This window comes from Dorea sp. 210702-DFI.3.17, from assembly GCF_020560825.1.
GTDB classification, from domain to species: domain Bacteria; phylum Bacillota; class Clostridia; order Lachnospirales; family Lachnospiraceae; genus Dorea; species Dorea formicigenerans.
In genome coordinates this window covers 1-20,228 of sequence record NZ_JAJCNB010000041.1, presented here as the reverse complement: position 1 = coordinate 20,228, position 20,228 = coordinate 1, and the positions used below count along the sequence as shown (strand labels likewise).

Sequence of the window (20,228 nt, the reverse complement as noted above, 5' to 3'; positions counted from 1 at the left end):
TCAGATATATGATTTTACGACCACTTTTTCAGTGGCGTCCTATAGGTGGTGAGAACAAGCTGATATAGCCTCCGGCATTCTTGAATTGGTAAATCTCTCAATGAATGATAATACCATTATTCTTATTGTACATGGTTTACGGAAATTTGAAAAGAGTAGATATGAAAGGAGTGTTCTAGACACAGCGAAGCCCCGCGGGTGCGTTCCCGGCGAGGCTTCGTGTGCTGTTATAGTTATATAAAGGAATGAGAGTAAGTGCTTTTCGCACTTCTATGAGGGGTGATAGCTGATGTCTTTCTCAACTATCTGTCATTTAGTATAAGCGGAAAATGTGACGAAAGTATGTTGAAACTCTTAAACAAATCGAAAATTTATAAAAAACCACTTAAGAAATAATAAAGTTATGGTAGAATAGTACTTACGGAGGTGGAATATGAAAAAAAGAGTATTGTTACTGGGACTTGTAGTGCTTATGGTACTTACAGGCTGTGGGACAACAGAAAAAGAAACGAAGACAAAGGAAAAAGATCCAGACAAACTGGTATTAAATATAGAAGATAAAAAAGAAGACAATATACAAGAGGAACAGACAGATATGCAGGAACAGGCTTCACAGCCAGACGGACAATCACAGGCAGAAGAGGCGAATGAACAACAGCCGCAGAAAAATGGACATTTGATTGCGATTGATGCAGGACATCAGGCAAAGGGGAATAGCGAGAAAGAACCGGTCGGTCCAGGTTCTTCTGAAATGAAAGCAAAGGTGGCTTCCGGGACAAGTGGCAAGACATCAGGGCTTCAGGAATATGAACTGACATTGGCTGTTTCTATGAAGCTGAAAGAAGAATTGATGAACCGTGGGTATGATGTTTTGATGATACGAGAGACGAACGATGTAAATGTATCGAATGCAGAGCGTGCACAGATTGCAAACAATGCCAATGCCGATGCATTTATCCGTGTTCATGCCAATGGTTCAGATAGCAGCAGTGCCAATGGCATGATGACGATTTGTCAGACTGCTTCCAATCCATACAATGGAAATCTATATTCCCAAAGTCAGGCACTTTCTACAGATGTTTTAGATCAGATGGTGGCAGCAACCGGAGCAAAAAGAGAGCGTGTCTGGGAGACAGATACCATGAGTGGAATCAACTGGGCACAGGTTCCGACGACCATTGTGGAGATGGGATATATGAGTAATCCGACGGAAGATCAGAAGATGGCGACAGACGAATATCAGTGGCAGATCGTAACCGGGATTGCCAATGGAGTGGATCAGTATTTTGGAATTACGAGATAAGGGAGTTTTGACAGATGAAAAAAGCAGCATTATTTTTTGATGTGGATGGTACATTGATTGACGAACAGACGAAGATAGTGCCGGAAAGTACACTTCGTGCATTGAAGCAGGCGAGAGAAAACGGCCATCTTGTGTTTATCAATACAGGTCGTACATCTTGTAATACATTGGATTCCATGAAGCATATTCCAGTAGATGGTTATGTGTGTGGGTGTGGAACGGAAATCATTTATCAGGGAAATGTGCTGATGCACAGTACACTGACCAAGGAGCAGTGCAGACGTTACATACAGGTGATTCAGGAGTGTCATATGGAAGGAGTTCTGGAAGCCAGTGACGATCTATATTTTCCCCAAAATAGTTCCCGTTTTCCGGAAATCGAAGATATCAGACAGCGCATGGGAAAAGCTTGGGGATTAGGCTGTAAGAAATATATAGAGGATGGCGGATTCATTTATGATAAAATGTTCTTACTCTCTGATCAGACAAGTGATGTAGTAAAATTCATAGAGGAAGTCCGTGACGATCTGGCAGTCATCGATCGGAGACATGGAAGTTATGAGTGTATTCAAAAGCAATATACAAAAGCGACCGGGATTGAGTATATGAGGAAATATCTTGGCTATGACATGGATCAGATATATGTATTTGGAGATAGCAGCAATGATCTGGCGATGTTCGAATACGCCACACATACAGTAGCGATGAAAGAGCATGATTCTGTATTGGATCCATATACAGAATATGTGACGGACAGTGTGATGAATGACGGAATTGAAAAAGCAATGAAACATTATCAATTAATATAGAAGGGACTGTATCATATGGGAGAACAACTGACAGAAAGTGATGTAAAGAAAATAAAGGAAGAAATTGAGTACCGAAAGATTGTTGTCCGTAAAAAAGAGCTGGAAGCAGTAAAAGAGGCAAGAGCACAGGGAGACTTGAGCGAGAACTTTGAGTATAAAGCAGCGAAGCAGGATAAGAACCGCAACGAAAGCCGTATCCGTTATCTAGAGAGAATGTTAAAAACTGCCAACATTGTGTCTGATGATTCAAAAGAAGACGAGATAGGAATTAATAATACCGTGGATCTTTATTTTGAAGATGATGAAGAAGTGGAGACATACCGGATTGTGACAAGTGTCCGAGGAAATTCCCTGGCAGGACTGATCAGCATCGAGTCACCGCTTGGAAAAGCAGTACTTGGACATAAAGTTGGTGACCGCGTGAAAATACCGGCAGGAGATGACGGATATTATGTGGTAGTAAAGAGGATTGATAAGACTACCGATGACAGTCATGATACGTTAAGAAAATATTAGTAAAAGTGAAAAAATATTTTTGAGAATATTGCAAAGGAAATATGTATATACTATAAGAGAAAAGTGTGCTATAATTAATAAACTTGTAAAATTTTGTCTATTATGTATAATATATATGAAATGAATAACGAACAACAGGGGGCTTGCGTATCAAGCAGGCTGAGATTGGGCTGAATGCCCTGACCTGCAACCTGATTTGGATAATGCCAACGTAGGGAAAAAGATGCGTAAATGTTAGCAGGTATATCTTTTATTAGGTATATCTGCTATTTATGTTAGCAATGTAAAAATCAGCGAATGTTCACAACACAAAAAGGAGAGAGAATTATGCTAGGTACATGTTTACAGAACGTTAGAGAAAAAGGACCGCTTGTCCATAATATTACGAATTATGTTACGGTCAATGATGTAGCAAATGTGATTCTTGCGTGTGGTGCAAGCCCAATCATGTCAGATGAGCCGCAGGACGTGCAGGATATCACTGCAATTTGCGGAGGTCTGAACATCAATATTGGAACGCTGAATGTAAGAACGATTGAAGGAATGTTGGCGGCAGGTCATAAGGCAAATGAATTAAATCACATGGTTCTGCTTGATCCGGTTGGTGCAGGAGCAAGTTCTCTTAGAACGAATACAGCTGTCAACCTGATGCAGGAAATAAAGTTTGATGTAATCCGTGGAAATATTTCCGAAATCAAGACATTAGCTGCAGGAAGCGGTACTACAAAGGGTGTTGACGCTGATGTAGCTGACGCAGTGACAGAAGAAAATCTGGACGAAGCAGTTGCATTTGCAAAAGCATTTTCTGAAAAATCCGGAAGTATAGTTGCAATTACAGGAGCGATTGATCTTGTCAGCGACGGCAGAAAATGTTACGTGATCCGTAATGGACGACCGGAAATGGGAAGAATTACAGGAACAGGCTGCCAGTTATCTGGACTGATGACAGCATATCTTGTTGCAAATCCTGAGCAGAAGCTTGAGGCGGCAGCAGCGGCAGTTTGTACGATGGGACTTGCCGGTGAGATTGGCTGGAGTTACATGCAGAAAGGTGACGGTAATTCTACCTATAGAAATAGAATTATTGATGCTATTTATAACATGACAAAAGAGCAGTTAGACGAAGGAGCAAAATATGAAGTGCGATAAAAAAGATTTGCTGCTTTATGCAGTGACAGACAGAAGTTGGCTGAACGCAGAGACACTTTACAGTCAGGTTGAGAAGGCACTGGAAGGTGGAGCTACATTTGTACAGCTTCGTGAGAAACATCTCGATCATGATGCTTTTCTTCAGGAGGCAAAGGAAATCAAAGAATTGTGTGCAAAGTACCAGGTACCGTTTGTGCTGGATGATGATGTGGAGCTTGCACTGGAAGTTGGCGCGGACGGAGTTCATGTAGGACAAAGTGATATGGAAGCAGGAGATGTCCGGGCAAAGCTTGGTGAAGATAAGATTGTCGGAGTTTCAGCACAGACAGTGGAGCAGGCACTTTTAGCTCAGGAGCGCGGAGCAGACTATCTTGGAGTCGGAGCTGTATTTCCGACCAGTTCCAAAGATGACGCAGTAGAAGTTGACCATGAGATGGTAAAAGCAATTTGTGAGGCTGTAGATATTCCAGTTATCGCAATTGGCGGCATCACAAAAGATAATGTGCAGGAGTTGTCAGGCTGTGGACTTTGTGGAATCGCAGTTATCAGCGCTATTTTCGCAAAACCGGATATTAAGAAAGCGACAGAAGAGCTGAAAGCAGCCACTGAGAAGATGGTGAAAGCATGTTAGAAAATAAATCTGACGTGGAGAAAAATGCATCAGAGCAGAAATGTTGTGGAAAAGTTCCCGTACAGAATATGGGTGGTGTTATCTTAGACATAGACGGGACAGTTCTGGATTCTATGTCCATCTGGCAGGACGCAGGAGTGAGATACCTTGCGAGTCAGCAGATTGAAGCAGAGCCTGGACTTGCCGAGAAGATTTATTATATGTCTATCCCGGAGGCTGCATTATATATGCGGACACGCTATGGGCTTGAACAATCTGTAGAAGAAATCAGTCAGGGGATCAAAGATGTAGTGAGAGATTTCTATTATTACGAGGCACCGTTAAAAGCCGGAGTAAAAGAATTTCTACAAAAAATGTCAGATAGAAAGATTCCGGTCGTGGCAGCGACAGCCAGTGATGAAGATCACCTGGAACATGCATTTATCCGTCTTGGGGTAAGCCAGTATTTTAAACATATTTTTACATGCGCGCAGGCAGGAGCCGGAAAGCAGAGCCCGGCAGTCTATCATATGGCAGCTGGGTTTTTAGGCAGGAATCCGGAAGAACTGTATGTTTTTGAAGATGCATTGTATGCAATCCGGACAGCAAAACTGGCAGGATATCATACGATTGGCGTGTATGACGAAGAAAGTAAAGAAGATCAGGAAATGATCCGCGAAGAAGCAGACATTTATATGGAAAGCTTCAAAGAGGCAGATATATTTTTCAAATAGAGTAAAAAAGGAAAGGTAAAATAATGAAAACAGCAGTAACAATTGCCGGAAGTGATTCCAGTGGTGGAGCAGGAATTCAGGCAGACATTAAGACAATGATTGCAAATGGCGTTTATGCGATGAGTGCAATCACAGCGTTAACCGCACAGAATACGACAGGTGTGACGGGTATTATGGAAGTGACACCGGAATTTATGGGTGAGGAATTAGATAACATTTTTACAGATATTTATCCGGACGCAGTGAAGATCGGAATGGTATCTTCCAGTGCGCTGATTGAGAAAATTGCAGATAAACTGAAAGAGTATCAAGCAAAAAATATCGTCGTTGACCCGGTTATGGTAGCAACAAGTGGAGCAAAGCTGATCAGTGAAGAGGCAATCGGAACTTTAAAGAAACGTCTTCTTCCAATTGCCAGTGTTCTGACACCGAATATTCCAGAAGCAGAAGTTCTGGCGGAAATGGAGATCCACTCAGCAGATGATATGATCGAGGCTGCAAAGAAAATCAGTGATACATACCACTGCGCAGTTCTCTGCAAGGGCGGACATAAGTTGAATGATGCAAATGACCTGCTTTATCGTGACGGCGATTATCGTTGGTTCAACGGAAAACGTATTGATAATCCGAATACACATGGAACCGGCTGCACACTTTCCAGTGCCATTGCATCGAACCTTGCAAAAGGATTTGATATGGACACATCCGTAGAGCGTGCAAAAGATTACATTTCCGGAGCGCTGGCTGCGATGCTGGATCTCGGAAAAGGAAGCGGACCTATGGATCACGGATTTGCAATTACGGGAGAATATAAGAAAGAAGCATAAAGAGGGACAGACATCATGGAAGAAAAAAGAACAGGTTTATTTGAAAATGGACTGATCTGGTTTGGAGCAGGCGTTTCTATTGCGGAGATTCTGACCGGAACTTATCTGGCACCACTTGGAATGGGAAAAGGACTTCTCGCAATTATCGTAGGACATATCATCGGCTGCCTTATGTTATTCCTGGCAGGTGTAATCGGTGGTAAAGTCAGAAAAAGTGCAATGGAAACTGTAAAAATGAGTTTTGGACAGAAGGGAAGTATTCTGTTTGCAGTGTTAAATGTGCTGCAGCTTGTGGGCTGGACGGCGATTATGATTTATGATGGAGCACTGGCAGCAGATGGTGTTATGAATACTGGACGCTGGATTTGGTGCCTGGTCATCGGAGCGCTGATCATTCTTTGGATTGTTATTGGAATTACAAATCTTGGAAAAATCAACACGGTTGCTATGGCAGCATTATTTATCCTGACACTGATTCTTTGTAAAGTTATCTTCACAGGAAACGGAGCAGGTGTACCATCGGATGACAGCATGACATTTGGTGCAGCAGTTGAACTTGCTGTTGCCATGCCATTATCCTGGCTTCCACTGATCAGTGATTATACAAGAGAAGCAAAAGAGCCGGTAAAAGCAACAGCAGTCAGCGCAATTACTTATGGTATTGTAAGCTGCTGGATGTATGTGATCGGAATGGGAGCAGCAATTATTACCAGAGAGTATGATATTGCACAGATCATGCTAAAAGCAGGTCTTGGAATCGTCGGACTTCTGATCATCGTATTTTCAACAGTTACAACAACATTTCTGGATGCATATTCCGCAGGAATTTCCAGTGAAACCGTTGTGAACAAATGGAATGGAAAACATGTGGCAATCGTGGTAACTGTGCTTGGAACGATTGCAGCAATTGTATACCCGATGGATAATATTACAGATTTCCTGTATCTCATCGGTTCCGTATTTGCACCGATGATTGCAATCCAGATTGCAGACTTCTTCCTGCTGAAACTGGATAAGAGTAATCAGGCAGTGCATGTACCGAATATGATTATCTGGGTGATAGGATTTATCGCGTATCGAATTCTGATGAATATCGATATGCCGGTAGGAAATACACTGCCTGATATGTTGATCACGATTATTCTGTGCCTTATAGTAGGGAAACTATTTCCGGTAAGCAAAAAGCGGTAAGCCGTTTTCTTCCGGCAAGACTACTTTTCCTTGGATCAGTGGTCTTGCATATTGTATAAATGCTTCTGTGACATCACAGCCGTCTTCGGTGATCCAATCAGATGGTACGGCTTTTTCCATGTTACAGATTTCATTTACATCGGCAGTTTCGTAGGAGAGCTCGTAAGGAAGATCACCGTTTCGGATAAATGTGATCATCTTGCCTGTCTCTCCTTTTAATGCAGCCTGAACACCAACGATTCCGGCATTTTCAGATTCATTTAAATCTGTAGCTGACAGGTATTCGCTGGAGCAGCGCTGGCATACATTCAACTCAATGGAGCGGACTTTTACGCCGATTCGCTCTTTGACAAGATTTTCCAGATATTTTCCGGATCCGGTCAGCATTTTATGACCAAAGGTATCGGTTCCAATATCACCGGCAAGTTCGCAGACAAAGGTTCCATTTTTGTCATGAATTCCTTCAGAGATGCATACAACTAAGTTTGGGGTTGTTTCCAGCATTTCCTGTACTTTTTTAAGAAATGCTTCCTGGTCAAATGCAGTTTCCGGCAGATAAATAAGGCGTGGGTTATCACCATCATATTTGCGGGCAAGGGCACTGGCGGCAGTGAGCCAGCCGGCGTGACGCCCCATAATTTCTACAATAGTGACAGATTTTTTGTTGTCATAAACACTTGCATCAATAGCAACTTCGCGGACCATGGAAGCAACATATTTTGCAGCACTTCCAAATCCCGGAGTGTGATCTGTGTGGACCAGGTCATTATCAATGGTTTTCGGAACACCGATAAAGCGAATATCGCTGTTGATCTTTTTGGCATATCGGGATAATTTACTTACAGTATCCATGGAATCATTTCCCCCAATATAGAAGAAATAACCGATACCATGCGATGTAAACTTGTTGAATAACAATGGATAAACAGGATCATTTAAATCTTCGGGAAGCTTGTAACGACATGACCCGAGGTAAGAGCCGGGTGTTGTACGGAGTAAGGAGAGTTCGTTCGTTTCAATGAGCGAACGCATATCCATCATATGTCCGTTTAAAAATCCTTCAATTCCATTAATCATACCGTATATTTCGTCGATTTCCTCAGTGTGTCTCATGGCTTCAGTGACTACGCCATACAGACTTCCGTTAATGACCGCAGTCGGGCCGCCGGATTGTCCGACAATCAGATTCTTTTTCATATGTGTACCTTCCTTTTGTTGAAAAATTATCAATTTTATCTCTACTATATCGAATCATAGCATTTTTTACAAGGAGATTGCAAAAAAGACATAAAAATTTTGGTTGGAAAAAATGTACATATGCTATATACTTAAAAAGATTCCTAAGGCTCTGCTTTGGGTAAGTAGTGACATAATAAGAAAGAAACTATAAATTCAAAAAGATATGATATAAGGAGAAAGATGCATGAAATATATATCTTTTGCAATACCAAGTTACAATTCACAGGAATATATGTCTCACGCCATTGAGAGTATTCTTGTGGGCGGGGAAGATGTAGAGATTATAATTGTAAATGACGGATCTTCCGATGATACTTTTAAGATTGCACATGAGTATGAGGAAAAATATCCGACGATCATCAAGGCGGTGGATAAGGAGAATGGAGGTCACGGCGATGCTGTGAATTCAGGACTTACACATGCCACCGGAAAGTATTTTAAAGTTGTGGACAGTGATGACTGGGTAGATGCCGAGGCTCTTCGGAAGATTCTGGAATTTCTTAAGAAGCTGGAATCTGAAGATGAAGAGGTGGACATGCTCATTTCCAATTATGTTTATGAGAAAGTAGGAGCAACCCATAAGAAATGTATTCATTACCGTAATGTGCTTCCGCAGAATAAGATTTTCAAATGGGAAGAAATCGGACGGTTCCATCTGGATCAGTACATTCTGATGCATTCTGTTATTTATCGGACAGCGATGCTTAAGCTCAGCCAGTTAGAGCTTCCAAAACATACATTTTATGTAGATAATATTTATGTGTATTATCCGTTGCCATTTGTGCGAAAAGTGTATTACCTGGATGTGGATTTTTATCGTTATTATATTGGAAGAGAAGATCAGTCCGTCAATGAGAAAGTTATGATATCCAGACTGGATCAGCAGATTTTTGTTACAAAGACAATGATTGATATGTACCAATTAAAAAATGTAAAATGTAAGAAACTGAGAAATTATATGCTTAATTATCTCGCAATCATGATGACTGTTTCTTCCATTTTATGTATCCGGTCTAAGAAAGCAGAGAATCTGGAGAAGAAAAAAGAACTGTGGATATATCTGAAACAGAAGGATTTCAAGACATTTATGAAGATTCGCTACGGAATACTTGGACAGACCATGAACATTCCGGGAAGATCCGGACGAAAGATATCCTCTCTTGCGTACAGTGTGGCAAGAAGAATTATCGGATTTAATTAGGAAAAAGTATGAGAATGACACAAAAACAAAACATATTAACAAAAACAGGTATTGTAGCACTTCTTGCGTGTGTATGCTGTATTTTGTGGGGGAGTGCGATTCCGGTAATCAAGACAGGCTATCGTTTCCTGCATGTAGATTCTTCTGATATTGCAAGTCAGATTGTCTTTGCAGGAGTACGATTCACGCTGGCAGGAATTTTGGTATTGATTTTTGCATCTATTAGAGAAAAGAAAGTGATGATTCCTGACAAAGAGATTTTAAAATATGCAATTCCGGTATGTCTGGCTCAGACGGTAGGACAGTATTTCTTCTTTTACATAGGTGTTGCCAATACATCAGGAGTAAAAGGAGGAATCATTACAGGACTTGGAAACTTTATTGCAATTTTGTTGTCTTGTCTTGTTTTCAGAAATGAACGGATGACAAGAAGAAAAATTGCAGGATGTGTTCTGGGATTTGCCGGAGTTGTGGTAATTAATTTGTTGGGAAATACTCTGGATATGGGATTTAAGCTGATTGGAGAGGGATTTGTTCTGATCGCGCAGCTATCCTATGGAATTTCTACAGTGTTGATCAACCTTTTTTCCAGAAAAGTATCTCCGGTTGTATTGAGCGGAACGCAGTTTACGATGGGTGGAATCGTTCTGATGCTGATTGGAGCAGGAATGGGTGGACATCTGGAAAATGTTACTACAGGGGGTGTGGTAATTATATTTTATCTGGCAATGGTTTCGGCAGTGGCATATACGCTCTGGTCCGTACTGCTTGCCTGGAACGATGTTTCCAAAGTTGCTATCTTTGGATTTGTGAACCCGCTTTGTGGCGTGATTTTATCAGCACTGATACTTGGAGAGGTGAAACAGGCATTTAATGTTGGGAGTCTGGCAGCATTGATTTTGGTGTGTGCCGGAATTTATATAGTGAACTGTAAAGAGAATAAGAGGGAATAATTGTACAGCCATGGAGCATACTACTTATAGAAGTAAGAAAGGAGTATGTACCATGGCTGTTGATTTTAGTAAAAGTAAGACAAGAGAAAATTTGATGCGGGCATTTGCAGGAGAGAGTCAGGCAAGGAATCGTTATACAATTGCGGCAAAGCAGGCGAGTCGTGATAATCTGTATTCCATTAGCCAGATTTTTTTATTCACTGCAGATCAGGAGCGGGCACACGCGGAAGTATTTTATGAATTATTGAGAGGTCAGACAGAGCAGACGATTGAAATTTGTGGCGGGTATCCAGTAAATCTTGCAGAAAATGTGACAGATCTTCTGAAAAGTGCGGTGCATAATGAAATGCAGGAGTTTGAAGACGTTTATCCGGAATTTGCTAAAATTGCAAAGGAAGAAGGTTTTGACCAGGCAGCAGGAGCATTTGACATGATCGCAAAGGTAGAAGCTGTGCATGGACGTCGCTTTGCGTTGCTTGCAGAACTGCTTGGAAAAAATCAGTATTTTGAAAATCCAGATGGAGGAGAATGGATGTGTATGAATTGCGGACATATCCAAAAAGGGAAAATGGCACCGCCTGTATGTCCAAGTTGTCATTATGAGCGAGGTTATTTTATTCCGGTAGAACTGGCACCATATTTGATGCCTGAGCTCATTTAAGGGAGTAGAAATGCAGAGTCAGAAATTAGAAAATCTCTTGAATCAGGCATTGAATGCCACGGAAAGTGAACGTGAACGATCTCAGGAATTGAATGTAGGATATAATCCTGTGGACCAGATGTGGGAGTTGATTATCAAATATTCCGGTAATTTGGAGACAGTCCGACAGATTTCTGAGAGAGTCACAGAGCTGTTAAATGAATATGCTATTATCCATATACGTCAGTCACAGATACCGAATCTGGTACAGATTGTAGAAGTAGAATATGTGGAAAAACCAAAACGATTATTTTTCCAGGTACGAAATGGGAAACGGGTGTCTTGTATCAATGAGGTACAGGACGCCCGTTTTTCGCTTACGGGACAGGGAGTACTTGTGGCAGTCATAGATTCCGGGGTTGATTACACACTACCTGATTTTCGGAATGAAGACGGGACAACAAGAATCCGTTATCTGTGGGATCAGTCATTAAAGGCGGTGGAGGGGGAGCATGTGCCGAAAGAATATGGAATGGGAGTGGAGTATACAAAGGAAGAGATAGATGCTGCTTTTCCAGATTTTTATCATGTAATAACACCGAAAAATATAGTGACACAGGGAGCGATAACTATCCGTACGCGTGATATTTCAGGACACGGAACGGCGGTAGCCGCTATTGCGGCTGGAAATGGAAGAGGAAGCGGCGGTGTTTATGCAGGAGTTGCCCCTCAAAGCGAATTCATTGTAGTCAAACTTGGAAATCCTATGTCTGGGGGATTCCCAAGGACGACGGAGCTTATGCAGGGAATGGATTATGTTATACGTAAAGCACAAGAGCTACGAATGCCGGTGGCTGTGAATATCAGCTTTGGCAATACATACGGAGCCAGAGACGGAACGTCATTATTAGAGCGATTTATTGATGACATTTCTAATATCTGGAAGAGTTGCATTTGTATCGGAACAGGAAATGAAGGGGCAACCGCAGGGCATACATCGGGGAGATTACGAGAAAAGACTGTGGAAGAGCAAAATATAGGGAACAGGAATCTATTAGAAAATGTCAGAGCAAATACAGAACAGGAGATTGAGCTGGCAGTGCAGGAAAAACAGCCATCGTTAAATGTTCAGATTTGGAAAAGATATGTAGATCAGATAGATATTTCAATTGTATCGCCTACAGGTACACGTATCGGACCAGTCAAGGAGCAGCTTGGAACACAGCGATTTACTGTCGATGCAACAGAAATACTTTTGTATTACGGGGAGCCAAGTCCATTTAGCACAAACCAGGAGATCTATCTGGATTTCCTCCCACGCGGGAGCTATATAAACAGCGGAGTGTGGAAAATGGTTCTGACACCGAAAAAAATTGTGGACGGACATTATGAAATGTGGATCCCAGGCGAAGGAACATTGAATCCGGGAACCGGATTTCTCAGACCAGTAAGCAGCACGACACTTACAAATCCGGCAACCGCAATCCGGGCAATCACAGTGGGAGCATATGACAGCCTGACATTTTCCTATGCAGATTTTTCCGGGCGTGGACCACTGACCGGAGAAAGTGCAAGTGCAGTCAAACCAGATCTTGTGGCGCCGGGAGTAAATGTGAGCACGATATCTGTCGGTGGAGGAGTTGCAGAATTCAGTGGAACATCCTTTGCCACACCGTTTGTTACGGGGAGTGCGGCACTTTTAATGGAGTGGGGAATTGTAAGAGGAAATGACAGCTATCTGTATGGGGAGAAGGTCAAGGCGTATCTGAGAAGAGGGGCGAGATCATTGCCGGGAATTGAAAAATATCCAAATGAAATGGTGGGATATGGGCGGCTCTGTCTTGCGGAGAGTATTCCGGACTGATTGCTTTGGGGTGATAATATAATAACAAAAGAAAAAATATGCCTTTATGTGAAAAATAAATCGAAAAAACGGTCTTTCACGAGTATAATAACATTACAAGATAAAACAAAAAATCTATTTCATCTTTAAAAGAAATATAGATGGTAAGTTTTGAACAGAAGGGAAGAGACAGCATTTGTTAGAAAAATTACGAGAACTTGGAATCAGAGATGATTTGATTGATGAGATAAAAAAATTTCGTGAAAGTTATCCGGCAGAAAAATCTTATGAGGCAAGAATTCCAAAGCTGGAGCAGTTTTATTATGGAAAAGATGTGTGGGAGCAGGCAATTACAGCTATTCTATGCGGGCAGAATCTTCTGCTTGTCGGACATAAGGCGACAGGAAAGAATCTGTTCGCTGAGAATCTGGCCGGAGTTTTTATGCGGCCGCGATGGGATGTGTCTTTTCATGTGAATATGGATGCTGCTTCCCTCATAGGGATGGATACATTTCGCGGCGGAGAAGTGACTTTCCGGCCTGGTCCGGTATATACAGCGGCAAAAACAGGTGGTTTTACGGTGTTGGATGAAATTAACATGGCAAAAAGTGAAGCTATGGCAGTGTTGCATGCAACATTGGATTTTCGTAGGACCATTGACGTTCCGGGGTATGAAAGAATAGAACTTCATCCTGCAACGCGGTTTATTGCAACCATGAATTATGGATATTCCGGCACAAAAGAACTGAATGAAGCATTGGTGTCACGTTTTGCCGTCATTCAGATGCCAATGATTGCCAAAGAAAGCCTGATAAAACTGATAAGAAAGAACTCTCCGGCAATCCGGGAAGATGCGGCAGAAGAGTTAGCAGCATTATTTTTAGATTTACAGAAAAAATGTGAAAATGCTGAGATTTCTTCTAGGGCACTGGATCTTCGAGGCCTTTTGGGAGCAATCGATCTGATGGAAAAAGGACTTGATATTCATACAGCGCTAGATATGGGAATTGCGAACAAATCGTTTGATCCATATGAGCAGACATTGATCCGGGATACGATTCAGGCAAGGATTTCAAGAAAAATCCAAAGAAAGGATGTTTTTCGCAAAAAATCATAAAATATGCAAGTATTTACAAGGTGACAGGAATGGAAGAGCAGGAATTAATAGAAGCGAAAAGAGCACGTAATTTTATATGGACTGCAGCAGAAAAGTATGAATTTGAACCGATGTTTCTTGCCTTTTCCCCGGATGGAACAGCAGATATGTATTTGAACCTGATTATCGGACTGGCATATAAATGGTACGATCAGGAAAAAATAGACGCATTTTTTAATCAGTTAGGAGGAAAGAACCAGGAGTTATATGAAGGGCTTCTTTGGATTGGGCTGGAAAATGCATTGTATCCAAAAGAAGAGAAGATAAGATTGGCACTTAGGGATATAAGGAAAGAGTATGCAAGGGAAAGCCTGAGGCGTTATCGGAAATATAAAGAGTATTCCAGAATTGATCAGATACGAAACGGACATTGCAAAGAAATTTTGGGACAGTCATCAGGGTTAAAAGAGGAAGATGAGCAGATTTTACATGCGTTTTCTTTTTCAGAAGATATGTCAACGGATCAAATTCTGGAACAGACAAGAGAAAATCTGTGGAAATATTTTGCGTATCGTCCGACTGAAAAGAAGAAAGGAAATTATTTTCTGCAGAAGGTATCCGGAGCATTTCAGTCTTTTGGAAAAGTAAGTGCTACTTATGTACGTGCCAGAAATTATGATGACCAAAATACATTTTTTGATGGGAAATCGGGAATAATGGAGCGAGGCAGACACTATATATTCCAGTTGTCGCTACAGAGAAATCCGGAAGAAACAAAAAGATATGTAGAGGCATGTTTTGGGAAGAGTATCTATTCGCAAGAATACCAGGAAAAAATAGAACGAAAATTGTGTGTGGGAAATCATAAAAATTGCCATCTTTTATTTACAAAAGGGAATTCAAGAGCAAGGGAGGATGGCCTGAAAGAGTCGGAGACAGAAAAAAACAGAAATAAGATCTATACCGGTGAAAATGAATTATCCAAGATAAAAGGAAAAAGAGAAAAAAAGGAAATTAGAGAATTTCAGGCAGAGTCTGCCAGACAATATGAGAAGAATAAAAAACATTATGAACAGAATTATTCGATTTATCAGAATGCCATTCGAAGACTTACAGAAAAGCTAAAGATTTGTCTTGAGGAACAAGAAGAGAGATTTCCAGAGAAAGCAGCTCACGGAAAACTAAATCCACGAGAAGTGTGGAAAGCAGTCTATCTGGACAATCCAAGAGTATTTGAGAGAAAAGAAGAGATAGAAATTCCTGGATTTTCTGTTGATATTCTCATAGATGCCTCTTCTTCGAGAAAGCAGATGCAGGAGCAGATTGCGGCTCAGGCGTATATTTTATCCAAAAGTCTGAAACAATGTAAGATTCCGGTACAGATTTATTCTTATTGCAGTATCCGCGGCTATACGATATTGCACATTTTCCCTAATTGCAAAGAAGAGAGAGAGGATGAACTGTTCCGGTATGTTGCGGCGGGAAATAATCGCGATGGACTTGCACTTCGGGCGGCAGGACACTTGATGGAGAACGGCGAAAAAAGAAAAAGAATTTTACTCGTACTGACAGATGCAAGCCCACAGGATGATCAGGATAGTGGAGAAGGTGCTTTTTATAAAAATAAAGAATACACAGATCTGCTTGCGATTCAAGATACTGCAAAAGAAGTGCAGAATCTGAAACAAAAAGGAATTCAGGTGATCGGAATTTTTATGGGAAGTGCGCGCTCTGGAGAAGTGGCAGGAAAGATTTTTGGGCAAAATCTGATAAAGATTCGAAATATCAGTGATTTTTCACAGGCGGTCGGAAGAGTATTGCAGGAAATTGTTTTTTCATGAAAAGTATTTGCACAATATATTGAGATATAGTATGATAGTGCAGAGCGTTAAAGTGACAAAGAGCTCAGAAAGGATATTTCTGAAATGGTTGTATCGTTAATTGAAAGAATTTATGCATTATTGTGGGGAGATTTGATACATGTTCCATTGCCGGGTGGAGATAGTGTGGGAATCTCATTGCTGATTATATTATTGATTCCGACAGGGATTTATTTTACAGTGCGGACAAAAGTATTACCTTTGCGTTTGTTCCCGGATATGATTCGGGCACTGATGTCAAAGAAGGAGAATAAAGACAGTCTGTCCACGTTTCAGACGTTGATCGTATCAACAGCAACGAGAGTTGGCATGGGAAATCTTGTCGGGGTTGTAGCTGCAATTTCCGCAGGAGGTGCAGGAGCAGTCTTTTGGATGTGGGTAACAGCCCTGATTGGCTCTTCAACAGCATTTGTAGAGGCAACGCTGGCACAGATTCACAAAGAAAAAGATCCACTTTACGGAGGATACCGTGGAGGTCCGGCTTACTATATCCATCATTATATGGAAGAAAAAACAGGAAAGAAGAAAAAGCACACAGTGATTGCTGTCCTGTTTGCAATTTCCGGTCTGATCTGCTGGTGTGGAATCAGCCAGGTGATCAGTAATTCAGTTGCATCTTCTTTTGAAAATGCATTTCATATTCCACCGCTTTATACAACGATTGTCCTTGTTGCAGTTGCGGCAGTGATCGTCCTTCGCAAAAACGCGACGGTAAAAGTTCTGGATATGATCGTGCCGATTATGGCTGTATGTTATTTCTTCATTACGATTTTTATTATTCTCATAAATATGAAAAGTATTCCAAGCGTATTTGGTCGGATCTTTGAGGAGGCATTTGGAATCAGACAGGTTGTATCTGGAGGTTTCGGAGCAGTTCTGATGAATGGCGTGAAGAGGGGATTGTTTTCTAACGAAGCAGGATCAGGGTCAGCACCATGTGCAGCTGCGGCAGCAGAATGCGATTTTCCGGTAAAAGCAGGACTTACACAGGCGCTGGGAGTATTTATTGACACCATTGTGATCTGTAGCTGTACTGCAATGATCATGCTGTTGGCACCGGAAAATGTAGTTGCCGGAAAGTCTGGAATGGATTTACTACAGTCAGCAATGAAATATCATCTTGGAGAATTTGGTGTAATCTTTATAGCACTTACATTATTTTTATTCAGTTTCTCGACATTTTTAGGAATACTCTTTTACGCAAGAAGTAATGTATCCTATCTCTTTGGTGATAAATGGTTCTGGCAGACTGCTTATAAAGTACTTGCACTTGTAATGCTGTTCATTGGTGGAATTGCAGCTTATACATTTGTTTGGGATCTGGGGGATGTAGGAATTGGTCTTATGACCATATTTAACACTGGAATTCTATATCTCATGGGTGGTCAGGCATTAAAAGCATTGAAAGAATATGAAAGTAACAAAGAGAAAAAATAGAAATATTGAACGAAAAAAAGACAACACATGCGTCGTGTATGTGTTGCCTTTTTTTTGTATGCGTTTAGTGGAAATCTTTGAATTAATGTCGGCGAATATATTCTAGAAATTGTCGCTCAAGATTGGATTCCTGTTCGGCAGTATTCTCGTCAAGTTCATATTCTTTTTGTATATTATCAGAATCTTGTGCTGCATCGGAATCTTGTGCCGCATCAGAATCTTGTGCCGCATCAGAATCTTGTGCCGCATCAGAATCTTGTGCCGCATCGGAATCTTGTGTCGCATCGGAATCTTGTGCCGCATCAGAATCTTGTGCCGCATCGGAATCTTGTGCCACATCAGATTCTTGCGCTGGAACGTCTTCTTTTTCAAAAGTTTGATTTGGCTGAGGTGTTTGTTCTTGAGGTTCTACGCTTGCGCGCTGAAGTTCTAATCGTTCTTCAAGCTTTCGACGATGTTTCTGTAACTTATCGAAGACTTCCGGATGTTCACGTAGAACACGGTCCCTTAAAATACGTCTTCGTTTTTCAATTAACTGAAGAACTAATGGTTGGTTTTCTGCCAGTGCCTGTGACAACTCATTGAGATGAAGCTCGATACGGCGAAGTAATTCGTCCTCATCAAAGGCACCAAGAGAATGCCAATTTTCAAGGTGGTCTACAAGACCGTTTTCAAGAATCTCTTCAATATCCTTTAATCCGTGAATATGATTTAAGATGTGGTGAACTTCATGTTCCATTTCCTCGACTACCTGATCGCCATAAGCCCATGCAAATTCCTCCAGTGTATCTTCATCTTCTGCAGGAAGAAATGTCAGGTTTAGTTTTACGCTTTCTTTTTCAGAATCCGGGATATCCAGTTCATATGGAGCGTAAATATCTGCGTCGTGAAGAGCAGCCAGTATTGTCCGGCGGACATGTCCCTCGCGGATCAGATGTTCAACACCTAACTGACGCATTTGCTGGTTCAATTTTTCAGTATGTTCAGTGATATAAAAATGTATTCCAAGGTCTGTCAGACGCGAAGATAATTCCGCAAGGCGGTCTGCAGCAGTAATGTCGATGTTGTTGATTGCTCTTGCGTCAATGATTACGACTTGCGTATCTGGACTGACTGCATCTTCAAGATCTTCTTGAAGAATCTTTACATTTGCGAAAAACAGGTTTTCATTAAACTGGTACATGACAACACCTTTGATAGGATACGCATGTACATTTCTTATAAGGTCATAATATCCATCTTTTCCGGGAATCACACCAAGAAAAGAACGAGTTGGATTCGCGGATTTTGTGATAACGGCAAAGAATGAAAGTAATACACCGATGAGCACACCGTAAATTGTTCCTAAAAATAATACACTGATACAGGCTGCCATGAAAATGGAAAAATCCTGTTTGCTTAGTCGGAAGAGGCGGATACATAAATGAACCTCTACAACGTCCATAAGTGCGGATATCACAATTGCGGTCAGAACCGGAATCGGCAGGTATCCAATGAAGCCTGTGAAAAATAACAGTAGAATTGCCATAGTAATGCCTGCAGTAATGGAAACAACTTGAGAGTGCCCGCCATATTGTTCGTTCATAGATGTCCGGGAAATGCTTCCATTCACCGGGCAGGAACCTACAAATGCAGAGGCAACGTTACCGGCTGCACAGGCTAAGATTTCCTGGCGGTCATTCAGATTGTAACCATTACGGAAAGCAAAATTGTTTTCTGCAAGCAAAGTTTCAGCCATTACGACCAGTGAAATCATCAGCCCACGCCCAACAGCCTGAGTCAGATCTACCTGACTAAAGTCAGGAATGAAAAATGGCGGAAGTCCGGTTCCAACAGAATCAAGCAGTGCCACACCCTTTGCGTCAACATGGAAATACACCGTAGATACTACGCCGGCAGCCATGATAAGAATTGCAATTGGAAATTTTGGAATCCATTTTTTGCATATTCTTATAATAAGTAATGTACCAAGTCCTAATCCGAGAGAAAGCCCGTGGAAATCCTGACCGGCGGCATAAATGTGTTCTGCAAGTTCGATTATTTCACCAGATCCTGCAGAGCTTCCCATAAGTTTCGGAATCTGCATGAAGATAATAGTTAAAGAGATTCCACTGATGAATCCGCCCATAACAGGGGTTGATATAAAGTTTACAATCCGATCGGCTTTTATAATGTAAAAGAAAAGAAGCCACAGACCAGTAAAAAGTGCCAAAATCGGTATATAATTCAACGCAGCTTCAGATCCGGGAACAATCCCAAGAGAAAGCAGCGCACTGCCTGCAAGAGCAGCGGGAGCAGCATCTACACCAAAAATAAATTGTTTTGATGTAGAAAAAATTGCGAATAATAATATAGGAAGAATAGAACCATACAAGCCATAAGCCGGAGGAAGCCCGGCAATCTGTGCATATCCCATGGAAATGGGAATAGATACAGCGGCTATAATGATACCAGAGAAAATGTCCTGTTTTAAATAATCCTTTTTATATTTTTTTAATGTTGATAAAAGCTGTATTTTCATAAGTAAAAGAACCTCCGTCTAGCAATTATAACAGTAAGTAGACAAAAGAACAATATTGGAGACGTAGTGTTTTGTTAAAATGTATGATCGGAAATTGTGATTCGAAATGCATTCTTGAAACTGTAGTTATGATAGAAAGTAAAAAACTGAATTGTGTGAATTGCGCGAATAAAATAAAAAATAAAAATAATATTGACAATTAGAAAAGGACATGGTATATTAATTAAGCTGTTTCGAACGACAGAGATGATCGAAGCGGACAGCGAAAAAGAAAAATAA

General features: G+C 41.2%; 17 protein-coding genes and 1 riboswitch. Of the genes, 15 read left to right on the top strand and 2 right to left on the bottom strand.

Annotated features, from left to right (window positions below; all coding sequences use genetic code 11):
- Window positions 1–433 precede the first annotated feature (433 nt).
- The 8 genes from LI149_RS13495 to cytX all read left to right on the top strand — a co-directional run bounded on the left by LI149_RS13495 (window position 434) and on the right by cytX (window position 7,139).
- Window positions 434–1,303: an N-acetylmuramoyl-L-alanine amidase gene (locus LI149_RS13495; RefSeq protein ID WP_173786515.1), complete on the top strand. Its 870-nt coding sequence runs from the start codon at window positions 434–436 to the stop codon at window positions 1,301–1,303.
- Between the two features lie 14 nt (window positions 1,304–1,317).
- The gene (locus LI149_RS13490) at window positions 1,318–2,112 is read left to right on the top strand and encodes a Cof-type HAD-IIB family hydrolase (protein WP_117605829.1); all 795 of its coding nucleotides are present in this window, start codon (window positions 1,318–1,320) and stop codon (window positions 2,110–2,112) included.
- 15 nt (window positions 2,113–2,127) lie between these two features.
- Window positions 2,128–2,628: a GreA/GreB family elongation factor gene (locus LI149_RS13485; protein ID WP_005333729.1), complete on the top strand. Its 501-nt coding sequence runs from the start codon at window positions 2,128–2,130 to the stop codon at window positions 2,626–2,628.
- Between the two features lie 125 nt (window positions 2,629–2,753).
- Window positions 2,754–2,865: riboswitch (TPP riboswitch) on the top strand.
- 90 nt (window positions 2,866–2,955) lie between these two features.
- A complete protein-coding gene (gene thiM, locus LI149_RS13480; RefSeq protein ID WP_117495279.1) occupies window positions 2,956–3,777 on the top strand; it encodes a hydroxyethylthiazole kinase in 822 nt (273 codons plus the stop codon).
- A complete protein-coding gene (gene thiE, locus LI149_RS13475) occupies window positions 3,764–4,408 on the top strand; it encodes a thiamine phosphate synthase (protein ID WP_022278659.1) in 645 nt (214 codons plus the stop codon). The genes thiM and thiE overlap by 14 nt, the downstream gene beginning before the upstream one ends.
- Entirely contained in the window at window positions 4,402–5,121 is a 720-nt protein-coding gene (locus LI149_RS13470) for an HAD family phosphatase (RefSeq protein ID WP_227143504.1), read from the top strand. The genes thiE and LI149_RS13470 overlap by 7 nt, the downstream gene beginning before the upstream one ends.
- A 23-nt stretch (window positions 5,122–5,144) precedes the next feature.
- The gene (gene thiD, locus LI149_RS13465) at window positions 5,145–5,948 is read left to right on the top strand and encodes a bifunctional hydroxymethylpyrimidine kinase/phosphomethylpyrimidine kinase (protein WP_173786517.1); all 804 of its coding nucleotides are present in this window, start codon (window positions 5,145–5,147) and stop codon (window positions 5,946–5,948) included.
- A 15-nt stretch (window positions 5,949–5,963) separates the two neighbouring features.
- Entirely contained in the window at window positions 5,964–7,139 is a 1,176-nt protein-coding gene (gene cytX / locus LI149_RS13460) for a putative hydroxymethylpyrimidine transporter CytX (RefSeq protein ID WP_173786518.1), read from the top strand.
- Here cytX and LI149_RS13455 read toward each other — a convergent pair.
- A complete protein-coding gene (locus tag LI149_RS13455) occupies window positions 7,113–8,336 on the bottom strand; it encodes a 6-phosphofructokinase (RefSeq protein WP_118447598.1) in 1,224 nt (407 codons plus the stop codon). The two genes, cytX and LI149_RS13455, sit on opposite strands and share 27 nt — an antisense overlap.
- Window positions 8,337–8,562: 226 nt before the next feature.
- Between LI149_RS13455 and LI149_RS13450 the strand changes: the two genes are divergently transcribed.
- The 7 genes from LI149_RS13450 to LI149_RS13420 all read left to right on the top strand — a co-directional run bounded on the left by LI149_RS13450 (window position 8,563) and on the right by LI149_RS13420 (window position 17,428).
- Window positions 8,563–9,579 carry a glycosyltransferase family 2 protein gene (locus tag LI149_RS13450; RefSeq protein WP_227143503.1) on the top strand — a complete coding sequence of 339 codons (1,017 nt, stop codon included), beginning with the start codon at window positions 8,563–8,565 and terminating at the stop codon, window positions 9,577–9,579.
- A gap of 14 nt (window positions 9,580–9,593) precedes the next feature.
- Window positions 9,594–10,532, top strand: coding sequence for a DMT family transporter (locus LI149_RS13445; RefSeq protein WP_330590465.1), 939 nt, complete (start codon window positions 9,594–9,596; stop codon window positions 10,530–10,532).
- A 52-nt stretch (window positions 10,533–10,584) separates the two neighbouring features.
- Window positions 10,585–11,193 carry a rubrerythrin gene (gene rbr, locus LI149_RS13440; RefSeq protein ID WP_117650606.1) on the top strand — a complete coding sequence of 203 codons (609 nt, stop codon included), beginning with the start codon at window positions 10,585–10,587 and terminating at the stop codon, window positions 11,191–11,193.
- 10 nt (window positions 11,194–11,203) lie between these two features.
- Window positions 11,204–13,036, top strand: a complete 1,833-nt coding sequence (locus tag LI149_RS13435) for a S8 family peptidase (RefSeq protein WP_173786520.1) — start codon at window positions 11,204–11,206, stop codon at window positions 13,034–13,036.
- A gap of 175 nt (window positions 13,037–13,211) precedes the next feature.
- Complete coding sequence (locus LI149_RS13430; protein WP_173786521.1) at window positions 13,212–14,132, top strand: AAA family ATPase; 921 nt, start codon at window positions 13,212–13,214, stop codon at window positions 14,130–14,132.
- A gap of 29 nt (window positions 14,133–14,161) precedes the next feature.
- Window positions 14,162–15,952: a hypothetical protein gene (locus LI149_RS13425; RefSeq protein ID WP_173786522.1), complete on the top strand. Its 1,791-nt coding sequence runs from the start codon at window positions 14,162–14,164 to the stop codon at window positions 15,950–15,952.
- Window positions 15,953–16,036: 84 nt separating this feature from the next.
- Window positions 16,037–17,428, top strand: coding sequence for an alanine/glycine:cation symporter family protein (locus LI149_RS13420; RefSeq protein WP_117495290.1), 1,392 nt, complete (start codon window positions 16,037–16,039; stop codon window positions 17,426–17,428).
- An 82-nt stretch (window positions 17,429–17,510) separates the two neighbouring features.
- On the opposite strand, the gene LI149_RS13415 is transcribed toward LI149_RS13420, so the two are convergent.
- Complete coding sequence (locus LI149_RS13415) at window positions 17,511–19,949, bottom strand: SulP family inorganic anion transporter (protein WP_227143502.1); 2,439 nt, start codon at window positions 19,947–19,949, stop codon at window positions 17,511–17,513.
- Between the last annotated feature and the right edge of the window lie 279 nt (window positions 19,950–20,228).